This is a genomic window from Enterobacter cloacae complex sp. S3 (assembly GCF_014930495.1).
GTDB lineage: Bacteria > Pseudomonadota > Gammaproteobacteria > Enterobacterales > Enterobacteriaceae > Enterobacter > Enterobacter asburiae_B.
The window spans coordinates 66,458-90,311 of sequence record NZ_JADBRD010000006.1; the positions used below are offsets into that span (position 1 = coordinate 66,458).

Consider the following 23,854-nt stretch of genomic DNA (forward strand, 5'->3'; position numbering starts at 1 on the left):
TCAGGAGAGGTAGCATCATGTCTTTAGAAGTGTTTGAGAAACTGGAATCGAAAGTACAGCAGGCGATTGACACCATCACCCTGCTGCAGATGGAAATTGAAGAGCTGAAAGAAAAGAACAACAGCCTGGCGCAGGAAGTTCAGAACGCTCAGCACGGCCGCGAAGAACTGGAGCGCGAAAACAACCAGCTGCGCGAACAGCAGAACGGCTGGCAGGATCGCCTGCAGGCGCTGCTGGGACGTATGGAAGAGGTCTAATTCCCTACGGGATGAATTGAACAGGCCGGGTAAGGCGAAGCCGCCACCCGGCTTTTTTATGATTTGATGTCAGCCGGGGCTCACCATAAAAAAGGCCGCCAAAGGCGGCCTTAACGCTACTTGTCCTGCGCTGTCATAGCAAAAGCAACGAACACATTCGGTTCATCACTCTTTACAACGAGTACGCTGGCGACAATGAACGCGATACATAAATAGCGTTTCATTATGCGGTCCCTGCAGCTAACCGCTCCACCGTTCACCACCGGTGATAAGTCGGTGGACACAAGCCCTGGTATTAGCCTGCTTTACGGTAGTGAATACACCTTTCCCTGGACCGATGCCCATTTGCGAGATGGCGGAAAGGGACGCTTCATCATAATGAGCATCAACCGTGGAGTTAAGGTATTCATAGACAATTAGGATTTTATAAAGGTTCTGAGGGGTTGCCCAAGGTTTGGACGAGAGTATGATGAAACTCCCTGGTGTTAGTCTGCAAAACTTCCCAACGGACCGCGAATCCTGAGGGGACAAAAAAACCGCCACATTGCTGTTGGCGGTTTTTTTATGGTTCTCGCTGACTTTTAACTACTCGATATCCAGCGCATCTTCCGACAGGATAATGCCGGTATTATCGGCGTAGAGATGGTCCCCGGAGAAGAAGGTCACGCCGCCGAAATTGACGCGCACGTCGCTTTCGCCGATGCCGTCACCCGCCGCCCCTACCGGTATGGCAGCGATGGCCTGAATCCCGATATCCAGGTCTTCCAGATCGTCCACCTGACGTACGGAACCATACACCACAAGGCCTTCCCACTCATTCTGAACGGCAATGCCGGCCAGTTCAGCATCAATTAATGCACGGCGCACGGAACCGCCGCCGTCGACCACAAGAACGCGGCCGCGGCCATTCTGTTCGAGCAGATCGTACAGCAACCCGTTGTCCTCGAAACATTTCACCGTGACGATTTGACCGCCAAACGACGACCTCCCACCAAAGTTGGAGAACAGCGGTTCAACGACGTTGACATCTTCCTGGTAGATGTCACAAAGCTCGGAGGTATCGTATTTCATAGGTTTAACGCTCAGTTGCTGCGAATGTGTTCAGTATATCGTGCGAAATGCGTTGTTGGCAAAATCATCAATTGTTAATTGATATTTGTCAGCTAACGCAGCGTCTGGCTTAAAACAATCCCGATGACGAACAACAGGTTAGTCAGTAACGCGCCTTTTACCGTGCGTTCCAGCATCGGCGGCATGGCGGACGGGCTGAGTTCACGCATCACAAAGCGGGCCTGCTTAATCAGCAGCGGCGCGGCAAGCACAAACAGCCAGCCCCACAAGCTCTGCAAGGAAATCAGGTTAAACAGCGCCAGGCAAACCAGCGCGCCAATGAGCAGGCAGGCATGATAGCGGCGCGCATTAACCGGCCCCAGACGAACCGCCAGGGTATTTTTGCCGTTCTCGCGATCGCTGTCGATGTCGCGCAGGTTGTTGATGTTGAGCACCGCCGTCGCCAGCAGGCCGCAGGCGGTCGCGGGCAGGAAAAGGGCAGGGATCACCGTATGCGCCTGCAGGTACCAACTTCCCATCACGCTCAGCCAGCCGAAGAACACCAGTACGGAGATATCCCCGAGTCCAATATAACCGTAAGGACGCGTGCCGACGGTGTAGGTGATGGCCGCGATAATGGCCAGTAAACCCAGCACCAGGAAGCCAATGAAATCGCTGGTGGTCTTAGACGCCACCGTCACCAGCGCCAGGCCGGATACGCAGATCAGCACCACGGTGATAATCAGCGCGCGTTTCATCTGCGCCTGGGTAATCACCCCTTTCTGCATTCCGCGCAGTGGCCCTATGCGGTCCGGCTTGTCGCTGCCTTTTACCGCGTCGCCGTAGTCGTTGGCGAGATTGGAGAGGATTTGCAGCAGGCCGGCGGTAATCAGTGCCAGCGCGGCGACCAGCGGATCAAAATAACCCTGCCACCAGGCAAGGGCGGTGCCGACGATAATTGCGGCAAAGGCCAGAGGAAGCGTTTTAGGGCGCAGACTTTCGAGCCACGCCTGAGTACGGCTGATGTCAGTCATAAGTATTTAGCCAATAAAAATGGGGGCATTAGCCCCCATTAAACGTGATGAGAATCCAGTAACCGCGATTATAGGATAAAACGGCTCAGATCTTCATCTGCCACTAACGCATCCAGATGTTTACTCACATATTCTGCGTCAATGGTAACGGTTTGGCCGTTAAGGTCGCTCGCGTCGTAAGAGATATCTTCCACCAGGCGTTCCAGCACGGTATGCAGGCGACGCGCACCGATGTTCTCGGTGGTTTCGTTGACCTGCCATGCGGCTTGGGCAATACGCTTGATACCGTCTTCGGTGAACTCGAGGTTCACGCCTTCGGTCGCCATCAGCGCTTTGTACTGTACGGTAGCAGAGGCGTTTGGCTCGGTCAGGATACGTTCGAAATCTTCGGTAGTAAGCGCCTGCAGCTCAACGCGGATAGGCAGACGCCCCTGCAGTTCGGGGATCAGATCCGACGGGCTGGCAACCTGGAACGCCCCTGAAGCGATAAACAGGATGTGGTCCGTTTTCACCATGCCGTGCTTGGTGGAGACTGTGCAGCCTTCAACCAGCGGTAGCAGGTCGCGCTGAACGCCTTCGCGGGACACGTCCGGGCCGGAGCTGTTGCCGCCGCGCTTACAAATTTTGTCGATTTCGTCGATAAACACGATACCGTGCTGCTCAACCGCGTCGATAGCGTCCTGCTTCAGCTCTTCCGGGTTTACCAGCTTCGCCGCTTCTTCTTCAATCAGCAGCTTCATCGCGTCTTTGATTTTCAGCTTACGCGCTTTCTGCTTCTGGCCGCCCAGGTTCTGGAACATGGACTGCAGCTGGCTAGTCATCTCTTCCATGCCCGGAGGCGCCATGATTTCCACACCCATTGGCGCGGCAGCGAGATCGATCTCAATCTCTTTGTCGTCCAGCTGGCCTTCACGCAGTTTTTTGCGGAATGCCTGGCGCGCCGCGGATGGTTCCGCCTGCTGCTCTGCCTGGCCCCAGTTGTTTTTTGCCGGTGGAATCAGCACGTCGAGAATGCGCTCTTCGGCCATCTCTTCCGCGCGATAGCGGTTTTTCTCGATCGCCTGGACGCGCACCATCTTGATCGCCGAGTCGGTCAGATCGCGGATGATGGAGTCCACTTCTTTACCCACATAGCCCACTTCGGTGAACTTGGTGGCTTCAACCTTGATGAACGGCGCGTTAGCCAGCTTCGCCAGACGACGGGCGATTTCGGTTTTACCGACGCCGGTCGGGCCGATCATCAGAATGTTTTTTGGCGTCACTTCGTGGCGCAGCTCTTCATCAAGCTGCATACGACGCCAGCGGTTACGCAGGGCGATAGCCACCGAACGCTTGGCGTTATCCTGGCCGATAATGTGTTTGTTCAGTTCGCTGACAATTTCGCGTGGGGTCATTTCAGACATGGGAGATCCTTACGCTTTGGAGGTCAATTCTTCGATGGTGTGGTTGTGGTTGGTATAAATGCAGATATCACCTGCAATATCCAACGCCTTCACCGCGATATCACGCGCGTTCATGTCGGTATTTTCCAACAGCGCGCGGGCTGCAGCCTGGGCATAAGGGCCGCCAGAGCCGATGGCAATCAGGTCATTTTCCGGCTGAATGACGTCACCGTTACCGGTGATGATCAGCGAGGCGGTTTCATCGGCCACGGCCAGCAGCGCTTCGAGCTTGCGCAGCATGCGGTCGGTACGCCAGTCTTTCGCCAGCTCAACGGCAGCTTTCACCAGATGACCCTGGTGCATTTCCAGTTTGCGTTCGAACAGTTCAAACAGCGTGAAGGCGTCCGCCGTGCCGCCTGCAAAACCGGCGATCACTTTGTCGTTGTAGAGGCGGCGCACTTTCTTCACGTTGCCTTTCATGACGGTATTACCCAGCGTGGCCTGGCCATCACCGGCGATTACCACATGGCCGTTACGGCGTACACTTACTATTGTTGTCACGAGCAGACCCCCTGGTTACAGAATCGGGAAACAGAAGCCCTGAGCCTGTGCTCAGGGCTGAATTAAATGATAGATGGGGGGGATTTCGGGGGTTTCAACCCCCGGAGGCGAGTCGAATGCAGTTTGTATGGCCGGCGATTTTCAAACGAGAAATGGTGCCATCGGCATTTTCTTTGCCTTTGACCGGACCAATCACCACGCGATTCCAGCCGTTATTGGTGGTAATACGCGAATCAAACCCTTCAAAGGCCAGCTGCGCACGTACCGTTTCCGCCTGCTCCGCGCCTTTGAACGAACCGCACTGTACCATCCAGCGACGCTCGTCTTTTTTCTCAGCCGTCTGCTTCGGCGCTTCGGTCTCTTTGGTCACCGGCGCGGCCTGCTGCGTTTTCGGCTGCTGCGCGGTGGTATGCGCTGGCGTCTGGAGCAGATCCTGATACGGCTGAGCCGCCTGTTTCTGCGGCTGCGTTTTCGGCTGCTGCTGGACAGGCTGAGACTGCGCCGTACGCGTCGGCTGCTGGTATGGCTGTTCCGTTACCCGCGGCTGTGCTTTCGGCTGCTGCACCGGCTGGGTTTGCGCCCACTGCTGCTGTTGTTGCTGCTGGATCTGCTGTTGCGCCTGACGTCGCTGCAGCGTTTGCTGGCGCTGTGCCGGCGTCTGCTCATTCCACGGTACTTCGTTCAGCTGCGTAGGCTGCTGGCGCATATCGGCCTGCATTTGGGCCAGCAGCTGACGCTGTTCATCCGTCAGCTGATTCGCATTCTGCACTTCACCACCCGCAGAAGGTTCGGTTGGCGCACGCACCCCAGGCTGACGGCTTTCCAGCTCTTTGATATAGCGCCAGCGCTCTTCAGGCTTCGGAGGAAGGCCATTTCCGGCAACTTTATTGGCCTGAAGCGCCTCAGACTCTTCTTTTTTATGGTGCGTGATAAAGTACAGGCCACCAATAAAGGCGACGACTACAGCCGCAGCAATAGCGACCATTGCTGGCGAGACAGCAGGCAGGTTACGTTGCTTTTTCCTTGAGCTACTCTTTTTGCGTCGCGAAGGTGCCGGCTGGCCGCGACGTACATAATCTCGTTGTGCCACTATCGTTTCGCTGTATTTATTCGTTCGTCAGTCCGCCATGTTACTTAAGCGGCGGGGCTTTGACCAGATAAGGGTATCCGAAAGACGTTTACTTTAAGTCAATGCCTGGGTAGTGCCGCGGACAATCAGTTCACAGTCCAGCAACCGCGAGCCGCTGCTAACTGTTTGACCGTGAAGCTGATCCAGCAGAAGCAGCATCGCTTCGCGGCCGATTTGGTAGCGCGGCTGAGCGACCGTTGAGAGCGGCGGATCGCAAAATTCTGAAAGCGAAATATTGTCGAATCCGATGATCGATAAATCTTTCGGTATGCGAAGGCCGCGGCGTTTGGCGTACGACAATGCGCCCAGCGCCATCACGTCGCTGTGACAAAATACGGCGGTTGGCGGTTCAGGCAGGTCCAGAAGTTTCTCAAGCGCTTGTCCACCCGCGGCGAAGGTAAAGTCACCGCGCGCAATGTAGTGCGGATCGACGGTGACGCCGGTACGGCGCAGCGCCTGAACGTAGCCCTGCAAGCGATAATGACACAGCGGCATCTCTTCAGGCCCGGCAATACAGCCAATGCGCTCCTGGAGATAGTTTACGGCGTTGAACGCGGCGGTGAGGTTATCAATGTGGACCGTCGGCAGCTCCAGCTCTGGCGCAAACTCGTTGGCCATCACCATCGGCGGTAAATTACGCTGCTCTTCAATGCTGGCATCAAACGGCAGGCGGGAGCCAAGCAGCAGCATGCCGTCGATCTGCTTGGTGATAATGAGATCGATGAAGGTTTTTTCCTGCTGGTTCTGATGAGCACAGTCGCCAATCAGCACCAGGTAACCCTGTTCCGCTGCGGTGACTTCAATACCGCGGATAATCTCGCTGAAGAAGGGGTCGCAGATATCCGGCACAATCACCAGAATGGTGCGCGACTCATTGCGTTTGACGTTACGCCCCATCGCCTGTGGGAAATAGCCCACTTCAAGCGCAGCCTGCTCTACCCGGTTACGGGTCGCCTGGGAGACTTTATCCGGGTTCATTAATGCGCGGGATACCGTTGCCGTAGAGACTTGTGCTTTCTGGGCAACGTCTTTCATGGTCGCCGGTGCAACCTCTTTCCTGGACTTCAACGTCTTCTCCTCGCCTGAACACCGAACTTCTGACATCACCATTTTTACAGATAGTTAATGGAATCGGTTACAGAATTTTCATAAAAAGTGTGAGGAGCGTTAAATTTTTCGATCCGTCTTCAGCCTTCGATGGGATCGACGTCCAGTACCCACTTCACTTTTCGCGCTTCCGGCAGCGTGTTGATGAGCGCCAGCGTGCCGCTGACGATATGCTGCAGGCGAACACGTGAGGGGTGCTGAAGTAAGATTTGCCAGCGGAAACGTCCGCCGCGCTTTGGTGCGAGTGCCGGCACCGGGCCCAGGATCCACAGCTGATTATCCACCAGCGGGCTGGCCTGCAGGAGGTTTCTCAGCTGCTGCAGGAAAAGCGGCGCCTGCTGGTTGTTGTGATCTTCCGCGCGGATGATGACGTGGCTGGTCCACGGCGGCAGCTGCATGGTCTGGCGTTCGGCCAGCGCCTGCTCGGCAAAGGCGTCATAGCCTTTATGCAGCAGGGTTTGCAGCAGCGGATGCTCAGGGTGGTGCGTTTGCAGCACCACTTCGCCCTGTTTACCGGCGCGACCGGCACGCCCTGCCACCTGGGTATAAAGCTGGGCGAAGCGCTCGGCTGAGCGGAAATCTGCCGAGAACAGCGCGCCGTCCACGTCCAGCAGGGCAACCAGCGTCACGTCCGGGAAGTGGTGGCCTTTCGCCAGCATCTGGGTGCCAATCAGGATGCGCGCGCCGCCGCGATGCACTTCCGCCAGCTGCTGTTCCAGCGCGCCCTTGCGGCTGGTGGTATCCCGGTCGATACGCGAGATAGGCACGTCCGGGAAGAAGGGGCCAAGCGCCTGTTCCAGCTGTTCCGTCCCCAGACCGACCGGCACAATATGCGTGGAACCACACGACGGGCACTGGCGCGGCACCGGGCGCTGGCTGTCGCAGTGGTGGCAGCGCAAATGCCGCTGGGCCTGGTGGAAGGTATAGTAGTGGTCGCAGCGCGGACACTCGGCAATCCAGCCGCAGTCGTGGCACAGCAGGGCGGGGGCGAATCCGCGGCGGTTCAGAAACAGAATGACCTGGTTCCCCGCCTGCAGGTGCTGGCGCATGCGGGTAATCAATGCAGGCGCTAGCCCGGCCTGAACCTGCTGACCTTTAAGATCAAGCACGTGCTGAATGGCCGGACGGGCATTCCCCGCCCGACGCGTCAGGCGCAGCATGTGGTACTTACGCTGGCGCACGTTGTGCAGGGTTTCGAGCGCCGGCGTTGCGGACCCGAGAATAATAGGAATCTGCTCACTGTGCGCGCGATAGACCGCCAGATCGCGGGCGTGATAGCGCCAGCCTTCCTGCTGTTTATAGGAGCTGTCGTGTTCTTCGTCGATCACGATAACGCCAAGATTTTTAAACGGCGTAAACAGAGACGAGCGGGTGCCGATCACAATCGCCGCTTCGCCGTTTTTCGCTTTCAGCCAGGCGCTGAGGCGTTCGCTGTCGTTCAGACCGGAGTGCAGCACCTCAACCGGCGCGTTAAAGCGCTCGCGGAATCGGGCGATGGTTTGCGGCGTCAGGCCAATTTCCGGCACCATCACCAGCGCCTGTTTGCCCTGCGCGAGCACGTTTTCCAGCACGCTCAGGTAGACTTCGGTCTTGCCGGAACCGGTGACCCCCGCCAGCAGCCAGGCAGAGAAATGATCGGAGGCGCTATGAATCGCGCCCACGGCGGTGGCCTGCTCGGTATTCAGACGCAGGCGATCCCCTGAAACGGAGAAACTCTCCCGCCAGTCGTAAAGAGCGGGAGCTTCGCTGGCCAGTTCGCTCAGCCCTTTCTTTCTTAAGGCCTGTAGCGCCGTTTCGCTGACCTCAAGCTCGTCGACCTGATGTCGCCAGATTTTTCCCTGACGCAGCGCCGCCAGCGCCTGCTGCTGTTTCTGCGATCGCTTCAGGCTGTTGATATCCACCGCCTGGCCCTGCTCGGTGGCAAACCAGTACCACATCGGCGCATGGCTGGCGCTTTTGCCCTGGCGCAGCATGATTGGCAGGGCGTGGAACAGCACGTCGCCAATCGGGTGATGATAATAATCCGCCGCCCACAGCAGCAGTCGCCAGGTGCTGGTAGAGTAAACGGGCTCGCTGTCCAGTACCTCAACGACCGACTTCAGCTCGTTAAGCGGTAATTCGCTTTGATCGCTGACGGAGACAACAATCCCCACGCGCTGCTGTTTGCCAAACGGCACGGTCACGCGGCAACCCGCTTTGGCGCTCATGCTGTCGGGCAGCAGGTAGTCAAAGGTGCGGGGAAGCGGAACGGGCAGGGCAACGTGAGCGACGGGCATCGAATCTTCCTGACTTGAAAAGTGGCGCGTTAGTATACACATTAGTAAAAGCGGCGTGCGGATCAGTTTGCATACGTTGGTCAAATTCTGTATGATTCGCCGCCTTTGGTGTACTTTACGCCAAAGAACTTACAATCAACATCGCGTGGTGTCTGGCGTTAGGGCTGGAAGAGCGACGCGGCCTTAACTGAGGTTCTCCCATGAAAAAAGATATTCACCCGAAATACGAAATGATTACTGCAAACTGTTCTTGCGGTAACTCTATCCAGATCCGCTCTACCGTGGGTCACGATCTGAACCTGGACGTGTGCGGCAAATGCCACCCGTTCTACACTGGTAAGCAGCGTGACGTTGCAACCGGTGGCCGTGTTGACCGCTTCAACAAGCGTTTCAGCATCCCGGGCGCTAAATAAGTTCCCGAAAAAAAGGCACCGCAAGGTGCCTTTTTTGTATCCGCTTCTCAGTATTCCCACGTATCCGGGTCAATACCCAGTTCACGCATGATCACCTTCGCCTCTTCCGGGATTTCATCACTGCGCTCTTTGCGCAGATCTTCATCGTTCGGCAACGGTTGACCGGTAAACGCATGCAGAAACGCTTCGCACAGCAGTTCGCTGTTGGTCGCGTGGCGCAGGTTATTCACCTGACGACGCGTACGTTCATCGGTGAGGATCTTCAACACCTTCAGAGGAATGGAAACCGTAATTTTCTTTACTTGCTCACTCTTCTTACCGTGCTCAGCGTATGGGCTGATATATTCGCCGCTCCATTCAGCCATGAGATACCTTTAATCCTCTCAGTCATTTATTTAAAGGTGCAAAACCTGTAACCACCCGTTTTGAACCGCAATCTTGTCTAGTTTACCGTAGAGACGATACCGTGGCACGGATATTGCCGCTGCAGCGTGCACTAAAGCATATAATTTTAACGGCTATTTGCGCATTGCTCAATCTATACGCAAAGAAGTTTAGATGTCCAGATGTATTGACGTCCATACTTTCAGTGTTTACTCTGGTGCCTGACTTTTCACCTCATTCGCCAGGAAGCCCTCACCATGACGCGTAAACAGGCCACTATTGCAGTGCGTAGCGGATTAAATGATGACGAGCAGTACGGCTGCGTTGTCCCGCCGATTCATCTTTCCAGTACCTATAATTTCACCGGATTTAATGAACCCCGCGCGCATGATTATTCGCGTCGTGGCAACCCTACGCGTGACGTGACCCAGCGCGCGCTGGCCGAGCTGGAAGGTGGCGCAGGTGCAGTATTAACCAATACGGGGATGTCCGCCATTCACCTGGTGACCACGGTGTTCCTGAAACCGGGCGATCTGCTGGTCGCGCCGCACGACTGCTACGGCGGCAGCTATCGCCTGTTTGACAGCCTGGCGAAACGCGGCTGCTATCGCGTGCTGTTTGTCGATCAAAACGACGAACAGGCGCTGAAACAGGCCCTGGCAGAGAAACCGAAGCTGGTTCTGGTGGAAAGTCCAAGCAATCCATTGTTGCGCGTTGTCGATATTGCGAAAATTTGTCAGCTCGCAAGGGATGCGGGAGCGATAAGTGTAGTGGATAATACGTTCCTCAGTCCGGCCCTTCAGAACCCACTCGCACTGGGTGCCGATCTGGTATTACATTCATGCACTAAATATCTGAACGGCCATTCTGATGTGGTGGCGGGCGTGGTGATTGCCAAAGATCCCGACGTTGTCACCGAACTGGCATGGTGGGCCAATAATATTGGCGTCACCGCGGGGGCCTTCGACAGCTATCTGCTGTTGCGCGGCATCCGCACGCTGTCGCCGCGCATGGACGTAGCGCAGCGCAATGCCCAGGCGATTGTCGATTTCCTGAAAACCCAGCCGCTGGTGAAAAAGCTTTATCACCCGTCGCTGCCGGAAAATCAGGGGCACGAGATTGCCGCGCGTCAGCAGAAAGGGTTTGGCGCGATGTTAAGTTTTGAACTGGACGGTGACGAGCAAACGCTGCGTCGCTTCCTGAGCGGGCTGTCATTGTTTACGCTGGCGGAATCCTTAGGTGGGGTTGAAAGCTTGATCTCCCACGCCGCGACCATGACGCACGCAGGTATGGCACCGGAAGCTCGTGCCGCCGCCGGAATTTCTGAGACGCTGCTGCGTATCTCAACCGGCATTGAAGATTCTGAAGATTTAATTGCCGATCTGGAAAATGCCTTCCGGATCGCAGCCAAGGGGTAATCATGAGTGTGATAGCGCAGGCAGGGGCGAAGGGTCGTCAACTGCACAAGTTTGGTGGTAGTAGTCTTGCTGATGTGAAATGTTACCTGCGCGTTGCAGGGATCATGACGGAATATTCACAGCCGGGTGACATGATGGTTGTCTCGGCGGCGGGCAGCACCACCAACCAGTTGATTAGCTGGCTGAAACTGAGCCAGACCGATCGCCTTTCTGCGCATCAGGTGCAACAGTCCTTACGCCGTTACCAGAGCGAGCTGATTGCCGGCCTGCTGCCTGCGGACGTGGCGGACGGGCTGATCAGCGCCTTTACGCATGACCTTGAGCGTCTGGCTGCCCTGCTGGACAGCGGAATTACCGACGCGGTGTATGCCGAAGTGGTGGGCCACGGTGAAGTGTGGTCCGCGCGCCTGATGGCCGCCGTGCTGCAGCACCTGGGCGTGGAAGCGGCCTGGCTCGACGCGCGTGATTTCCTGCGCGCCGAACGCGCCGCGCAGCCGCAGGTGGATGAAGGGTTGTCCTACCCGCTACTGCAACAGCTGCTGGTGCAGCACCCGGGCAAACGTATTGTCGTCACCGGCTTTATCAGCCGCAGCAACGCGGGCGAAACCGTGCTGCTGGGTCGTAACGGTTCGGACTACTCGGCAACGCAAATTGGTGCCCTGGCGGGCGTGTCTCGCGTCACCATCTGGAGCGACGTGGCCGGCGTGTACAGCGCGGACCCGCGCAAAGTAAAAGATGCCTGCCTGCTGCCGCTGCTGCGTCTCGACGAAGCCAGCGAGCTGGCGCGTCTGGCCGCGCCGGTACTGCACGCGCGCACGCTGCAGCCGGTTTCCGGCAGCGATATCGACCTCCAGCTGCGCTGCAGTTACACCCCGGATCAAGGCTCCACGCGCATTGAGCGCGTGCTGGCGTCCGGTACCGGGGCGCGTATTGTCACCAGCCACGACGACATCTGCCTGATTGAGTTTCAGGTGCCTGCGGGCCAGGACTTCAAGCTGGCGCATAAAGATATCGACACGATCCTGAAACGCGCCCAGGTGCGTCCGCTGGCCGTTGGCGTGCATAACGATCGTCAGCTGCTGCAGTTCTGCTATACCGCGGAAGTGGCGGACAGCGCGCTGAAAATTCTGGATGAAGCGGGCCTGCCGGGCGAGCTTCGCCTGCGTCAGGGGCTGGCGCTGGTGGCGATGGTGGGCGCGGGCGTCACCCGTAACCCGCTGCACTGCCACCGCTTCTGGCAGCAGCTGAAAGGCCAGCCGGTGGAGTTCACCTGGCAGTCGGAGGAGGGCATCAGCCTGGTCGCCGTCCTGCGCAAAGGCCCAACCGAGAGCCTGATTCAGGGCCTGCACACCTCCCTGTTCCGCGCGGAAAAGCGCATCGGTCTGGTGCTGTTCGGGAAAGGCAACATCGGTTCCCGCTGGCTGGAGCTGTTTGCCCGCGAACAGGTGACGCTCTCGGCGCGTACCGGATTCGAATTCATTCTTGCGGGCGTGGTGGACAGCCGCCGCAGCCTGCTGAACTACGAAGGGCTGGACGCCAGCCGCGCGCTTGCCTTCTTTAATGATGAAGCGGTTGAGCAGGATGAAGAGTCGCTGTTCCTGTGGATGCGTGCGCACCCGTATGACGATCTGGTGGTGCTGGACGTTACCGCAAGCGAACAGCTTGCGGATCAGTATCTGGATTTCGCCAGCCACGGTTTCCACGTTATCAGTGCGAACAAGCTGGCGGGGGCGAGCAGCACCGATAAATACCGCCAGATCCACGACGCGTTTGAAAAAACGGGGCGCCACTGGCTCTATAACGCCACCGTTGGGGCTGGCCTGCCGGTTAACCACACCGTGCGTGACCTGATTGAAAGCGGCGACAGCATTCTGGCGCTGAGCGGTATCTTCTCCGGCACGCTCTCCTGGCTTTTCCTGCAGTTCGACGGCACCGTACCGTTCACTGACCTGGTGGATCAGGCGTGGCAGCAGGGCTTAACCGAACCCGATCCGCGCGTTGACCTTTCCGGAAAAGACGTGATGCGTAAGCTGGTGATCCTGGCGCGTGAAGCCGGTTACGACATCGAACCGGATTCCGTACGCGTCGAATCGCTGGTGCCTGCCGGCTGTGAAGAAGGTTCTGTGGATCATTTCTTTGAAAATGGTGAAGAGCTTAACGAGCAGATGGTACAGCGTCTGGAAGCGGCGAACGAGATGGGGCTGGTACTGCGCTATGTGGCGCGTTTCGAGGCCAACGGAAAAGCGCGAGTCGGCGTCGAGGCGGTGCGTCCTGAACATCCGCTGGCGGCGCTGCTGCCGTGCGATAACGTCTTCGCCATCGAAAGCCGCTGGTATCGCGATAACCCGCTGGTGATCCGCGGCCCTGGCGCGGGACGCGATGTCACCGCTGGAGCCATTCAGTCCGACATCAACCGTCTGGCTAAGCTGCTGTAAATCCTGAATTTCCCTCTCCCTGTGGGAGAGGGTTAGGGTGAGGGCATCAGACCGCACTCACCCTCATCCTGAATTTCCCTCATATTCCCTGAGCAAACCTCACCGTTATTGTTGATTATTTATGTTGACGTCCCTCCGCTTTTCCGTCATTTTTACATCTGGACGTCTAAACGTATAGAAGTTCACAACACAACAAATAACGACATGCGATTGATAGAGGTAAGGTATGAGCTTTTTTCACGCCAACCAGCGGGAAGCACTGAATCAGAGCCTGGCCGAAGTAAACGGCCAGATTAACGTCTCTTTTGAATTTTTCCCGCCGCGCACCAGTGAAATGGAGCAAACTCTGTGGAGCTCTATCGATCGTCTCAGCAGCCTGAAGCCGAAGTTCGTCTCCGTGACTTACGGTGCTAACTCCGGCGAGCGTGACCGTACGCACAGCATCATTAAAGGCATCAAAGATCGTACCGGTCTGGAAGCGGCGCCGCATCTCACCTGTATCGACGCCACCCGCGACGAGCTGCGGGCCATCGCTCAGGATTACTGGAATAACGGCATTCGTCATATCGTCGCTCTGCGCGGTGACCTGCCGCCGGGCAGCGGTAAGCCGGACATGTATGCCGCCGATCTGGTCGCGCTGCTGAAAGAGGTGGCTGATTTTGATATCTCCGTTGCCGCTTATCCTGAGGTGCATCCGGAAGCGAAAAGCGCCCAGGCCGATCTGCTGAACCTCAGGCGTAAAGTGGACGCCGGCGCGAACCGCGCCATTACCCAGTTCTTCTTTGATGTGGAAAGCTACCTGCGTTTCCGTGACCGCTGCGTCTCCGCGGGCATCGATGTTGAAATTATCCCGGGTATTCTGCCGGTTTCTAACTTCAAACAGGCGAAGAAGTTCGCCGATATGACCAATGTCCGCATTCCGCTGTGGATGTCCAAAATGTACGAAGGGCTGGACGACGACCCGGAAACCCGCAAGCTGGTGGGGGCGAATATCGCGATGGACATGGTGAAAATTTTAAGCCGTGAAGGGGTGAAAGATTTCCACTTCTATACGCTGAACCGTGCGGAGATGAGCTACGCCATTTGCCATACGCTGGGCGTTCGTCCGGCGTAATAAGCACAAAGCCCTCGTATTACGAGGGCTTTTTAGTTACGCGAATAGTTAAAAGGTATTAGCTATCGAATCTGTGGATTAATTCAACTATAACTTATTGCTAGTGGTGTATATCGTAACGGTAACACTGTAAAAGGGAGCATAGCGATGAGCACGTCAGACGAGACCAATAAAGCGGCATCGGTCGGCAAATGCCCGTTCCACCAGGGCGGCGTCGATCACAGCGCGGGGGCAGGTACAGGCAGCCGCGACTGGTGGCCAAAACAACTCCGCATCGATCTTCTTAACCAACATTCCAATCGTTCGAACCCGCTGGGTGAAGACTTCGACTACCGCAAAGAATTCAGCAAACTTGATTACTCCGCCCTTAAAGGCGACCTCAAAGCCCTTTTAACCGACTCTCAACCGTGGTGGCCTGCCGACTGGGGCAGCTATGCGGGCCTGTTTATCCGTATGGCCTGGCACGGCGCGGGTACCTATCGCTCCGTTGACGGGCGCGGTGGCGCAGGCCGCGGTCAACAGCGCTTTGCGCCGCTGAACTCCTGGCCGGATAACGTGAGCCTGGATAAGGCGCGCCGTCTGCTGTGGCCCATCAAGCAAAAATACGGACAAAAAATTTCCTGGGCCGACCTGTTTATCCTCGCGGGTAACGTGGCGCTGGAGAACTCCGGCTTCCGTACCTTTGGTTTCGGTGCCGGGCGTGAAGACGTCTGGGAACCAGACCTGGACGTGAACTGGGGTGATGAAAAAGCCTGGCTAACCCACCGTGACCCGGAGGCGCTGGCGAAGCGACCTCTCGCCGCCACCGAAATGGGCCTGATTTATGTGAACCCGGAAGGGCCAAACGCCAGCGGTGAACCTCTGTCTGCTGCGGCGGCCATTCGTGCCACCTTCGGCAACATGGGGATGAACGACGAAGAGACCGTTGCGCTGATCGCGGGCGGCCACACCCTCGGCAAAACCCACGGCGCGGGTGAAGCCACGCACGTCGGCACCGACCCGGAAGCCTCGCCGATTGAAGCGCAGGGCCTGGGCTGGGCCAGCACGCACGGCACGGGAATTGGCGCAGATGCCATTACCTCCGGTCTGGAAGTCATCTGGTCGCAAACCCCGACCCAGTGGAGCAACTACTTCTTCGAGAACCTGTTCAAATACGAATGGGTGCAGACCCGCAGCCCGGCGGGGGCGATTCAGTTTGAAGCCGTGGATGCTCCGGAAATCATGCCTGACCCGTTCGACCCGTCGAAAAAACGCAAACCTACCATGCTGGTCACCGACCTGACGCTGCGTTTTGATCCGGAATTCGAGAAAATTTCCCGCCGCTTCCTGAACGATCCGCAGGCCTTCAACGAAGCCTTCGCGCGCGCGTGGTACAAGCTGACCCACCGCGATATGGGGCCAAAATCGCGTTACCTTGGCCCGGAAGTGCCGAAAGAAGATCTGATTTGGCAGGACCCGCTGCCGCAGGCGGTGTTCAATCCGTCGAAAGAAGACATTGAAAGCCTGAAGGCGGAAATCGCTGCCTCTGGCCTCTCCGTGAGCGAACTGATTTCCGTTGCCTGGGCATCAGCGTCGACCTTCCGCGGCGGCGACAAGCGCGGCGGCGCCAACGGCGCGCGTCTGGCGCTGGCTCCTCAGCGCGACTGGGATGTGAACGCCGCAGCGGTTCGCGCGTTGCCGGCTCTGGAAGCTATCCAGCGCACCACCAACAAAGCCTCTCTGGCCGATATCATCGTGCTGGCGGGCGTGGTGGGCGTTGAGCAGGCGGCGAAAGCGGCAGGCGTTTACGTCAACGTTCCGTTCACCCCGGGCCGCGTCGATGCGCGTCAGGATCAGACGGATATCGAGATGTTTAACCTGCTCGAACCGATTGCCGACGGCTTCCGCAACTACCGTGCGCAGGTGGATGTGTCCACGACGGAGTCACTGCTGATCGACAAAGCCCAGCAGCTGACGCTGACCGCGCCTGAGCTGACGGTGCTGATCGGTGGCCTGCGCGTGCTGGGTGCAAACTTTGATGGCAGCAAGAATGGCGTGTTTACCGACCGCGAGGGCGTGCTGAGCAACGATTTCTTCGTGAATCTGCTGGACATGAACACCCAGTGGAAGGCAACCGACGAATCTAATGAACTGTTTGCCGGAAGCGATCGCGCCAGCGGTGAAGTGAAATACACCGCCACCCGCGCCGATCTGGTCTTCGGTTCTAACGCCGTCCTGCGCGCGCTGGCAGAGGTTTATGCCAGCAGCGATGCCAGCGAGAAGTTCGTCCGCGACTTCGTTGCCGCATGGGCGAAGGTGATGGATCTGGACCGGTTTGACCTGCAGTAACCGTTGTGCCGGGTGGCGTTAACGCTTACCCGGCCTACGGGCAAAAAAATCCCCGCTGTTGCGGGGATTTTTATTCACGCTATTTACTCCCACTCCTGCAGGAACCGCTGCCCATACTGGTCGGCCACCAGCAGCGCCGCATACACCTGATCCGGCGTTACGCCGCCGGGCATGTTGTGGATAGTTTCCCCTTCGGCACAGGAGGCTTCCGCGATCAAACGCATTTTGGCCGGAATATCCTCTTTGATGTTTAGCTGCGCCAGCGTGATCGGCAGCCCAACGCTGTGACAAAGCGCGGCGACGGTCTCTATTTCTTCTACCGGCGCGTTTTCCAGCACCAGCTGCGTCAGCGTGCCAAACGCCACTTTTTCGCCGTGATAGAAGTGGTGCGCGTCCGGTACCGCCGTCATACCGTTATGAATAGCGTGTGCTGCCGCCAGCCCGCCGCTTTCAAAGCCTACGCCGCTGAGATAGGTGTTGGCTTCGATAATGCGTTCCAGCGCCGGTGTAACCACATGCTGTTCCGCGGCCAGCATGGCTTTTTCACCCTCTTCAACCAGCGTGTTGTAGCACAGCTCGGCCAGCGCGAGTGCAGCCTGCGTACATTTGCCTCCCGCCATGGTGGTCGCGCCGCTGCGCGAGCAGGCGCGTGCTTCAAACCAGGTTGCCAGCGCATCGCCAATCCCGGCGGCCAGCAGGCGTGCCGGCGCGCCCGCGACCACTTTGGTATCGACGATTACCATGTTCGGGTTGTGCGGCAGCATCAGGTAGCGATCGAACTCACCGCTGTCGGTGTAAATGACCGAAAGGGCGCTGCACGGCGCATCGGTGGAGGCGATTGTCGGGGCTATAGCGACCGGCACGTCCATAAAATGGGCCAGCGCTTTAGCGGTATCCAGCGTTTTACCACCGCCGATACCCAGCACCGCCAGGCAGTCGGCGCTGTCTGCCAGCTTTTTCAGCCGATCGATTTCATTTTGCGAACATTCGCCGCCAAACGGCGCCATTTCGGCGTGCAGTTCGGCTTTTTTAAAACTCTGGCGCAGGGTCTCTTCGGCAAAACCCAGCACAAATTTATCGCCGACAACCAGCCAGCGATTGGCCAGGGGTTTCAGATAGTCGCCGAGACGGGTAAGCACATCAGCGCCCTGGATATATTTTCCCGGCGATTGAATGATACGGTCCATAACAGTTCTCCCTTAGAGGTTGAGGTTACCAAACGCGTTTTTCCAGTCCTGCTCGAACTTCTCTATGGCTGACTCTACCGCTGGCGTGCCGAGCATTTGTTGCGCTACGTCTAAGGGAAGCGTGATTGCCTCGCATCCCGCCAGCAGGCAGTCCAGCGCCTGCCGCGGCGTTTTGAAGCTGGCGGCCAGCACTTTGCTTTCCGGCGCGTGCAGTTCCAGCAGGGATTGCAGCTCCTGGACCATGCGAATGCCGTCACCGCCCTGCGCGTCAACGCGGTTTACGTACGGCGCGACATATTTCGCGCCTGCCAGCGCGGCGAGCAGGCCCTGTGCCGCGCTGTAAACGGCGGTCCCCAGCGTGGCTATCCCTTCTTTTTTCAACGCCTTAATCGCGATGAGCCCCTGAGCCGTCACCGGGATTTTCACCACGATGCCCGGGACGGCGTTACTCAGACGTTTGGCCTCTGCCACCATCCCTTCGGCATCGCGGCTCATGGTTTGAGCAAACAGCGTGCCTTCCGGCCCGATGGCTTTTTGCAGACGCGGCAGCACGTCCCAGATGGATTCACGGCTGGCGGCAACGATGCTCGGATTGGTAGTGACCCCCGCAATGGGGAAGACCCGCGCCAGGCGTTCAACTTCCGCCACGTTGGCGGTATCCAGGTACAGTTCCATTATTTTTCCTTAAGTCAGAAAGGTTGAATAAAGGATAAGACGCGGGCAGGCAGGGCGGATACAGGCCAATTTTGCCAAATACTGGACAAATGTAATGTCCTTAGCGAAGTGCGAGAGCGATCACAATGCTATTTTTTGGCGGTCAGCTCGCTGTGATACTGGCGACGATATTCGGAAGGAGAGCGTTCGGTGTGCTTGCGAAAGAGACGGCAGAAGTAATTGCTGTCTGTAAACCCACAGCGTGCGGCGATATCTTTGATTTTAAGATCGTAGCCTTTGAGCAGCTGGCGCGCGTGTTCGAGTCGCGTTTGCGTCAGGTATTCGTTGAACCCCACGTTGCCAATCTTCTGAAAGAGGTGGGAAAGGTAGTTCGGCGAGACGTAGAACGCCTGCGCGACGGATTCACGGGTTAACGCCGAAGCGTGATGTTCTTCGATGAAGCGGCGAATGGCCTCAAACAGGGCGCGGCTGCGGCTGGCGGTGTGGATGTCGCTGCCAAGCAGATCCCGGCAGTGGCTGAGCAAGCTTAATACCACCAGTATCGCGGTCTCTTGCTCATCCGGCTGCATCTGTAATTCGGCTAGCGTCTGCAGAAGAAAAGCACCCGTTCGCGGACCGCGGCGGGCAACCTGGAGCTGCTGCACAAGCGTATTGTCATGCTGTAACTCGATAGTCAGCAGCTGCTTACCGAAATGCATGCTCAGGGCGTTAGACGATGGATGCGTTAAGTGTCCAAAGGATGAAAATATCGCCTCACAGGGGGCATCAAGGGTAATGACGAGGCAGGGAGATGTTCGGGAATGCTGTTCAGACAGCGCTGAGAAATGAATCTGACCCAGCGGTAGCGTGCGGTTTACCAGGTCTGCCAAAATTCGGGTGATATCGGAATGCATGAGAAGACTACCGAAATGTGCCGGGTGGCGCTAACGCTTACCCGGCCTACCAGTCACAGGTCCGGGCAAGCGCGGCGCCGCCGGGCATAGAGTATTAGCCGGTGTTACGCATACCCGCAGCAACGCCCGCAATCGTCACCATCAGCGCCTGTTCAACGCGCGGATCCGGCTCTTTACCTTCTTCTTCCGCCAGACGCGAACGGTGCAGCAGCTCTGCCTGCAGGACGTTCAGCGGGTCGGTGTAGATGTTACGCAGCTGAATAGACTCGGCAATCCACGGCAGGTCCGCCATCAGATGTGAGTCGTTGGCGATGTCGAGTACCACTTTGATGTCGCCTTCCAGCAGTTCGCGCAGCTCTTTACCCAGCGCCCACAGCTCTGGTTTCACCAGACGCTGGTCGTAGTATTCCGCCAGCCACAGGTCAGCTTTCGAGAAGACCATCTCCAGCATGCCCAGACGGGTAGAGAAGAACGGCCAGTCGCGGCACATGGTTTCCAGTTCGTTCTGTTTACCGTCTTCCACCACTTTTTGCAGCGCGGCACCGGCACCCAGCCAGGCGGGCAGCATCAAACGGTTCTGCGTCCAGGCGAAGATCCACGGTATCGCGCGCAGAGACTCTACGCCACCGGTTGGGCGACGCTTCGCAGGACGTGAGCCCAGCGGCAGTTTACCCAGCTCCTGCTCAGGCGTGGCCGAGCGGAAGTAAGGAACGAAATCTTTGTTTTCACGCACGTAGCCGCGGTACAGATCGCAGGAGATATCAGACAGCTCGTCCATGATATGGCACCAGGATGCTATCGGCTCCGGCGGCGGCAGCAGGTTTGCTTCCAGGATCGCGCTGGTGTAGAGCGACAGGCTGCTGATGGTCACTTCCGGCAGACCGTACTTGAAGCGGATCATCTCGCCCTGCTCGGTGACGCGCAGGCCGCCTTTCAGGCTTCCCGGCGGCTGTGAAAGCAGCGCTGCGTGTGCAGGTGCGCCGCCACGGCCAATCGAGCCACCGCGTCCGTGGAACAGGGTCAGCTCAATACCGGCTTTCTCGCAGGTTTTGATCAGTGCGTCCTGCGCCTGATACTGCGCCCAGGATGCCGCCATCACGCCCGCATCTTTCGCGGAGTCGGAATAGCCAATCATCACCATCTGTTTGCCCTGAATAAAGCCGCGGTACCAGTCGATATTCAGCAGCTGGGTCATGACGTCGTTGGCGTTGTTCAGGTCGTCGAGGGTCTCAAACAGCGGGGCGACCGGCAGGGCGTAGTCGATTCCCGCTTCTTTCAGCAGAAGGTGAACGCCCAGCACGTCGGACGGGGTCTTCGCCATGGAGATCACATAGGCGGCCACCGATCCTTTCGGTGCGTCCACGATCGCTTTACAGGTGTTGAGCACTTCGCGGGTTTCGTTGCTTGGCTCCCAGTTGCGCGGCAGCAGAGGGCGCTTCGAGTTCAGCTCGCGGATCAGGAAGGCCTGTTTGTCGGCTTCGGACCAGCTTTCATAGTCGCCGATGCCGAGATAGCGGGTCAGTTCGCCCAGCGCTTCGGTATGACGGGTACTTTCCTGACGTACGTCGATACGCACCAGCGGCACGCCGAAACACTTCACGCGGCGCAGGGTGTCGAGCAGTTCGCCGTTAGCGATGATGCCCATCCCGCAGGCCTGCAGTGATTTATAACAGGCATACAGCGGCTCCCAGAGCTGTTCGTTCTGGCTGAGCAGACCTTCTGGTTTTGGCAGGCGCTGACCTTTCAGACGCGCTTCCAGCCAGGCCTGAGTGGCCATCAGCTGACCACGCAGTTTCTTCATCAGGAAACGGTACGGCTCGCTGGCGCCTTCTTCTCCGGCCAGCGCGCGCAGTTCAGGCGTCGCTTCAACCATCGACAGCTCGGAGATCAGCACCTGAATGTCTTTCAGGAACAGGTCGGTCGCTTTCCAGCGGCTCAGCAGCAGGACGTGACGGGTGATTTCTGCGGTCACGTTCGGGTTACCGTCGCGGTCGCCGCCCATCCAGGAGGTGAAGCGCACCGGAACGAAGTCGACCGGCAGGCGGTAGCCGAGGTTCTCTTCCAGCTGTTCGTTCAGCTCGCGCAGATAGTTAGGCACCCCTTCCCACAGGCTGTTTTCCACCACCGCAAAGCCCCATTTGGCTTCGTCGACCGGGCTTGGACGATGCTTACGAATTTCATCGGTGTGCCAGGACTGGGCAATCAGCTGGCGCAGACGGCGCATCAGCTGGTTGCGTTCGTAGTCGGCAATATCTTTATTATCCAACTGCTTCAGACAGTTGTTCACTTCCACCATTTTGTGGATCAGGGTGCGACGGGTAATTTCAGTGGGGTGTGCGGTCAGCACCAGCTCCAGCGAAAGCGATTCCACCGCTTTTTTGATGGTGGCTTCGTTGAGGTCTGGCTGGTCTTTCAGTTTACGCAGGGTGCGGGCAATGACTTCCGGGTTGCTTGCCGCTTCGCCGTTTGGCGAAATGCTGTGGTATTGCTCAGCGGTGTTAGCCAGGTTCAGGAACTGGCTGAATGCGCGTGCAACGGGCAGCAGCTCATCGTTAGAGAGGTTCTGCAAGGTGGTGAGCAGCTCCTGACGACTGGCCTCGTTACCGGCACGGGAAGATTTAGACAGCTTGCGGATGGTTTCAACGCGGTCGAGGATGTTCTCCCCCAACGCGTCTTTGATGGTATCTCCAAGCACTTTGCCGAGCATACTGACATTACTACGCAACGCGGAATATTGTTCGTTCATAAAAACCCAGTCACCCCATCATTTTTGTTTATGCCCAGGCGAAAATCATCTGGACATTATTTTGTCATCTCCCTTTATAAAGCCACGTAAAACCCCCGTCGTCAATTGCTGCGAAAACGGTTCAGCAAACGAATAAATGCGGGCAATTTACGAAATTTAATTCGCATTGCGTCAGATAAGAGATGCTTATGGGAATGTGACGGAGATCATGCGATTTGTTGGCCTCACCCTGACCCTCTCCCACTGGGAGAGGGGACTCTTCGGTGCGGTTTTAATGCCAGCAGAAGTGATGCACAACCTGGGTAATCAGTTCGCGGGTTGGCTTGATGAAGCGGGTTTCCAGATATTCATCAGGCTGGTGGGCCTGGTTGATGGAGCCGGGGCCCAGGACCAGCGTAGGGCAAAGCGTCTGAATAAACGGCGCTTCGGTGCAGTAGTTCACCACGTCGGTTTTCTCACCGAGCAGCTTTTCCACCACCTCAACCAGCTGATGATCCGGCGGGCATTCGTAACCCGGGATCGGCGGATGCAGTTCGGAGACCGTCAGGCGGCCCGGCCAGCGCTCGCTCACCGGAGCCAGCGCTTCATTCAGCAGGCCGTCGAGATCGCTCAGCGTCATGCCCGGCAGCGGGCGGATGTCCATATGCAGTTCGCAGCAGGCGCAGATGCGGTTGGAGGCATCGCCGCCGTGCAGGCTGCCGAGGTTCAGCGTCGGATACGGCACGGTGAACGCCTCATAGTGATAGCGTTCTTTCAGATCGTCGCGCAGGGTCATGATGCGGCCGATGGCGTCATGCATCAGCTCGATGGCGTTCACGCCGCGCGCCGGGTCGCTGGAGTGGCCGGACTGACCCAGCACGCGCACGGCCGTAGAGATATGGCCTTTGTGCGCGCGGATCGGCTGCAGAGACGTCGGCTCGCCGATGATCGCGCAATCCGGGCGAATCGACGTATTTTCAGAGAAGTAGCGCGCGCCCGCCATGCTGGTTTCTTCGTCGGCGGTCGCCAGAATGTAGAGCGGTTTTTTCAGCTTCGTCACGTCCACGTCACGCAGCGCGTCGAGGATAAAGGCGAAGAAGCCTTTCATGTCGGCGGTGCCCAGGCCATAGAGCTTGTTGTCGTGCTCGGTCAGGGTGAACGGATCGCGCGTCCAGCGGCCATCGTCAAACGGCACGGTGTCGGTATGACCGGCCAGCAGCAGGCCGCCCGCACCGGTTCCGGTGCTGGCGAGCAGGTTAAATTTGTGGCGTGTTCCGGGAACGGGCTGAACCTCAACGTTAAACCCAAGATCGCTAAACCAACCCGCCAGCAGATTGATTAAAGACTCATTGCTCTGATCCAGCGCTTCTTCCGTTGCGCTGATGGACGGAGTGGCAATCAGGGCGCGGTAGATCTCGATAAATGGCGGTAAGTTCATTTTCATTGTTGACACACCTTAGGTCGTGATAGTATCAATATTCATGCA

Annotated in this window: 19 protein-coding genes; 6 read left to right on the forward strand and 13 right to left on the reverse strand. The window is 57.6% G+C overall.

Annotation, left to right across the window (positions count from 1 at the left end; translation table 11 throughout):
* Positions 1-17: 17 nt before the first annotated feature.
* Positions 18-257, forward strand: a complete 240-nt coding sequence (gene zapB, locus IM317_RS01935) for a septal ring assembly protein ZapB (RefSeq protein WP_010436935.1) — start codon at positions 18-20, stop codon at positions 255-257.
* A gap of 585 nt (positions 258-842) precedes the next feature.
* On the opposite strand, the gene rraA is transcribed toward zapB, so the two are convergent.
* The 7 genes from rraA to priA form a co-directional block, all read right to left on the reverse strand.
* Positions 843-1,328, reverse strand: coding sequence for a ribonuclease E activity regulator RraA (gene rraA, locus IM317_RS01940; protein WP_032662736.1), 486 nt, complete (start codon positions 1,326-1,328; stop codon positions 843-845).
* A 92-nt stretch (positions 1,329-1,420) separates the two neighbouring features.
* A complete protein-coding gene (gene menA, locus IM317_RS01945; RefSeq protein WP_033146936.1) occupies positions 1,421-2,341 on the reverse strand; it encodes a 1,4-dihydroxy-2-naphthoate polyprenyltransferase in 921 nt (306 codons plus the stop codon).
* A 68-nt stretch (positions 2,342-2,409) separates the two neighbouring features.
* Complete coding sequence (hslU, locus tag IM317_RS01950; protein ID WP_023309685.1) at positions 2,410-3,744, reverse strand: HslU--HslV peptidase ATPase subunit; 1,335 nt, start codon at positions 3,742-3,744, stop codon at positions 2,410-2,412.
* Between the two features lie 9 nt (positions 3,745-3,753).
* The gene (hslV, locus tag IM317_RS01955; RefSeq protein ID WP_008501802.1) at positions 3,754-4,284 is read right to left on the reverse strand and encodes an ATP-dependent protease subunit HslV; all 531 of its coding nucleotides are present in this window, start codon (positions 4,282-4,284) and stop codon (positions 3,754-3,756) included.
* Positions 4,285-4,378: 94 nt separating this feature from the next.
* Positions 4,379-5,374 carry a cell division protein FtsN gene (ftsN, locus tag IM317_RS01960; protein WP_033146935.1) on the reverse strand — a complete coding sequence of 332 codons (996 nt, stop codon included), beginning with the start codon at positions 5,372-5,374 and terminating at the stop codon, positions 4,379-4,381.
* 93 nt (positions 5,375-5,467) lie between these two features.
* Entirely contained in the window at positions 5,468-6,481 is a 1,014-nt protein-coding gene (gene cytR / locus IM317_RS01965) for a DNA-binding transcriptional regulator CytR (RefSeq protein ID WP_193362463.1), read from the reverse strand.
* Between the two features lie 119 nt (positions 6,482-6,600).
* On the reverse strand, positions 6,601-8,796 hold the full coding sequence (gene priA, locus IM317_RS01970; RefSeq protein WP_033146934.1) for a primosomal protein N': 2,196 nt from the start codon (positions 8,794-8,796) through the stop codon (positions 6,601-6,603).
* Between the two features lie 200 nt (positions 8,797-8,996).
* Here priA and rpmE point away from each other — a divergent pair, with 200 nt between their 5' ends.
* Positions 8,997-9,209, forward strand: coding sequence for a 50S ribosomal protein L31 (rpmE, locus tag IM317_RS01975; RefSeq protein ID WP_003862040.1), 213 nt, complete (start codon positions 8,997-8,999; stop codon positions 9,207-9,209).
* Between the two features lie 47 nt (positions 9,210-9,256).
* On the opposite strand, the gene metJ is transcribed toward rpmE, so the two are convergent.
* Positions 9,257-9,574, reverse strand: a complete 318-nt coding sequence (metJ, locus tag IM317_RS01980; protein WP_007369220.1) for a met regulon transcriptional regulator MetJ — start codon at positions 9,572-9,574, stop codon at positions 9,257-9,259.
* A gap of 276 nt (positions 9,575-9,850) precedes the next feature.
* Here metJ and metB point away from each other — a divergent pair, with 276 nt between their 5' ends.
* The 4 genes from metB to katG all read left to right on the forward strand — a co-directional run bounded on the left by metB (position 9,851) and on the right by katG (position 16,888).
* Complete coding sequence (gene metB, locus IM317_RS01985; protein ID WP_033146933.1) at positions 9,851-11,011, forward strand: cystathionine gamma-synthase; 1,161 nt, start codon at positions 9,851-9,853, stop codon at positions 11,009-11,011.
* A gap of 2 nt (positions 11,012-11,013) precedes the next feature.
* Entirely contained in the window at positions 11,014-13,446 is a 2,433-nt protein-coding gene (locus IM317_RS01990; protein WP_033146932.1) for a bifunctional aspartate kinase/homoserine dehydrogenase II, read from the forward strand.
* Positions 13,447-13,672: 226 nt separating this feature from the next.
* Positions 13,673-14,560 (forward strand): methylenetetrahydrofolate reductase, encoded by an 888-nt coding sequence (gene metF, locus IM317_RS01995; RefSeq protein ID WP_033146931.1) that lies wholly within the window; start codon positions 13,673-13,675, stop codon positions 14,558-14,560.
* 147 nt (positions 14,561-14,707) lie between these two features.
* On the forward strand, positions 14,708-16,888 hold the full coding sequence (gene katG / locus IM317_RS02000) for a catalase/peroxidase HPI (RefSeq protein WP_033146930.1): 2,181 nt from the start codon (positions 14,708-14,710) through the stop codon (positions 16,886-16,888).
* Positions 16,889-16,971: 83 nt separating this feature from the next.
* On the opposite strand, the gene IM317_RS02005 is transcribed toward katG, so the two are convergent.
* The 5 genes from IM317_RS02005 to argE form a co-directional block, all read right to left on the reverse strand.
* Positions 16,972-18,075, reverse strand: a complete 1,104-nt coding sequence (locus tag IM317_RS02005) for a glycerol dehydrogenase (RefSeq protein WP_033146929.1) — start codon at positions 18,073-18,075, stop codon at positions 16,972-16,974.
* A 12-nt stretch (positions 18,076-18,087) separates the two neighbouring features.
* Positions 18,088-18,750, reverse strand: a complete 663-nt coding sequence (fsa, locus tag IM317_RS02010) for a fructose-6-phosphate aldolase (RefSeq protein ID WP_033146928.1) — start codon at positions 18,748-18,750, stop codon at positions 18,088-18,090.
* Between the two features lie 128 nt (positions 18,751-18,878).
* On the reverse strand, positions 18,879-19,643 hold the full coding sequence (locus tag IM317_RS02015) for an AraC family transcriptional regulator (protein WP_033146927.1): 765 nt from the start codon (positions 19,641-19,643) through the stop codon (positions 18,879-18,881).
* A gap of 94 nt (positions 19,644-19,737) precedes the next feature.
* A complete protein-coding gene (gene ppc, locus IM317_RS02020; protein ID WP_033146926.1) occupies positions 19,738-22,389 on the reverse strand; it encodes a phosphoenolpyruvate carboxylase in 2,652 nt (883 codons plus the stop codon).
* A gap of 271 nt (positions 22,390-22,660) precedes the next feature.
* Positions 22,661-23,812: an acetylornithine deacetylase gene (gene argE, locus IM317_RS02025; RefSeq protein ID WP_008501790.1), complete on the reverse strand. Its 1,152-nt coding sequence runs from the start codon at positions 23,810-23,812 to the stop codon at positions 22,661-22,663.
* Between the last annotated feature and the right edge of the window lie 42 nt (positions 23,813-23,854).

Bases quoted from the DNA above. Each gene is read 5' to 3' on its own strand.
- zapB (WP_010436935.1), top strand. From the start codon at position 18: ATGTCTTTAGAAGTGTTTGAGAAACTGGAATCGAAAGTACAGCAGGCG.
- rraA (WP_032662736.1), bottom strand. From the start codon at position 1,328: ATGAAATACGATACCTCCGAGCTTTGTGACATCTACCAGGAAGATGTC.
- menA (WP_033146936.1), bottom strand. From the start codon at position 2,341: ATGACTGACATCAGCCGTACTCAGGCGTGGCTCGAAAGTCTGCGCCCT.
- hslU (WP_023309685.1), bottom strand. From the start codon at position 3,744: ATGTCTGAAATGACCCCACGCGAAATTGTCAGCGAACTGAACAAACAC.
- priA (WP_033146934.1), bottom strand. From the start codon at position 8,796: ATGCCCGTCGCTCACGTTGCCCTGCCCGTTCCGCTTCCCCGCACCTTT.
- rpmE (WP_003862040.1), top strand. From the start codon at position 8,997: ATGAAAAAAGATATTCACCCGAAATACGAAATGATTACTGCAAACTGT.
- metJ (WP_007369220.1), bottom strand. From the start codon at position 9,574: ATGGCTGAATGGAGCGGCGAATATATCAGCCCATACGCTGAGCACGGT.
- metB (WP_033146933.1), top strand. From the start codon at position 9,851: ATGACGCGTAAACAGGCCACTATTGCAGTGCGTAGCGGATTAAATGAT.
- IM317_RS01990 (WP_033146932.1), top strand. From the start codon at position 11,014: ATGAGTGTGATAGCGCAGGCAGGGGCGAAGGGTCGTCAACTGCACAAG.
- metF (WP_033146931.1), top strand. From the start codon at position 13,673: ATGAGCTTTTTTCACGCCAACCAGCGGGAAGCACTGAATCAGAGCCTG.
- katG (WP_033146930.1), top strand. From the start codon at position 14,708: ATGAGCACGTCAGACGAGACCAATAAAGCGGCATCGGTCGGCAAATGC.
- IM317_RS02005 (WP_033146929.1), bottom strand. From the start codon at position 18,075: ATGGACCGTATCATTCAATCGCCGGGAAAATATATCCAGGGCGCTGAT.
- fsa (WP_033146928.1), bottom strand. From the start codon at position 18,750: ATGGAACTGTACCTGGATACCGCCAACGTGGCGGAAGTTGAACGCCTG.
- IM317_RS02015 (WP_033146927.1), bottom strand. From the start codon at position 19,643: ATGCATTCCGATATCACCCGAATTTTGGCAGACCTGGTAAACCGCACG.
- ppc (WP_033146926.1), bottom strand. From the start codon at position 22,389: ATGAACGAACAATATTCCGCGTTGCGTAGTAATGTCAGTATGCTCGGC.
- argE (WP_008501790.1), bottom strand. From the start codon at position 23,812: ATGAAAATGAACTTACCGCCATTTATCGAGATCTACCGCGCCCTGATT.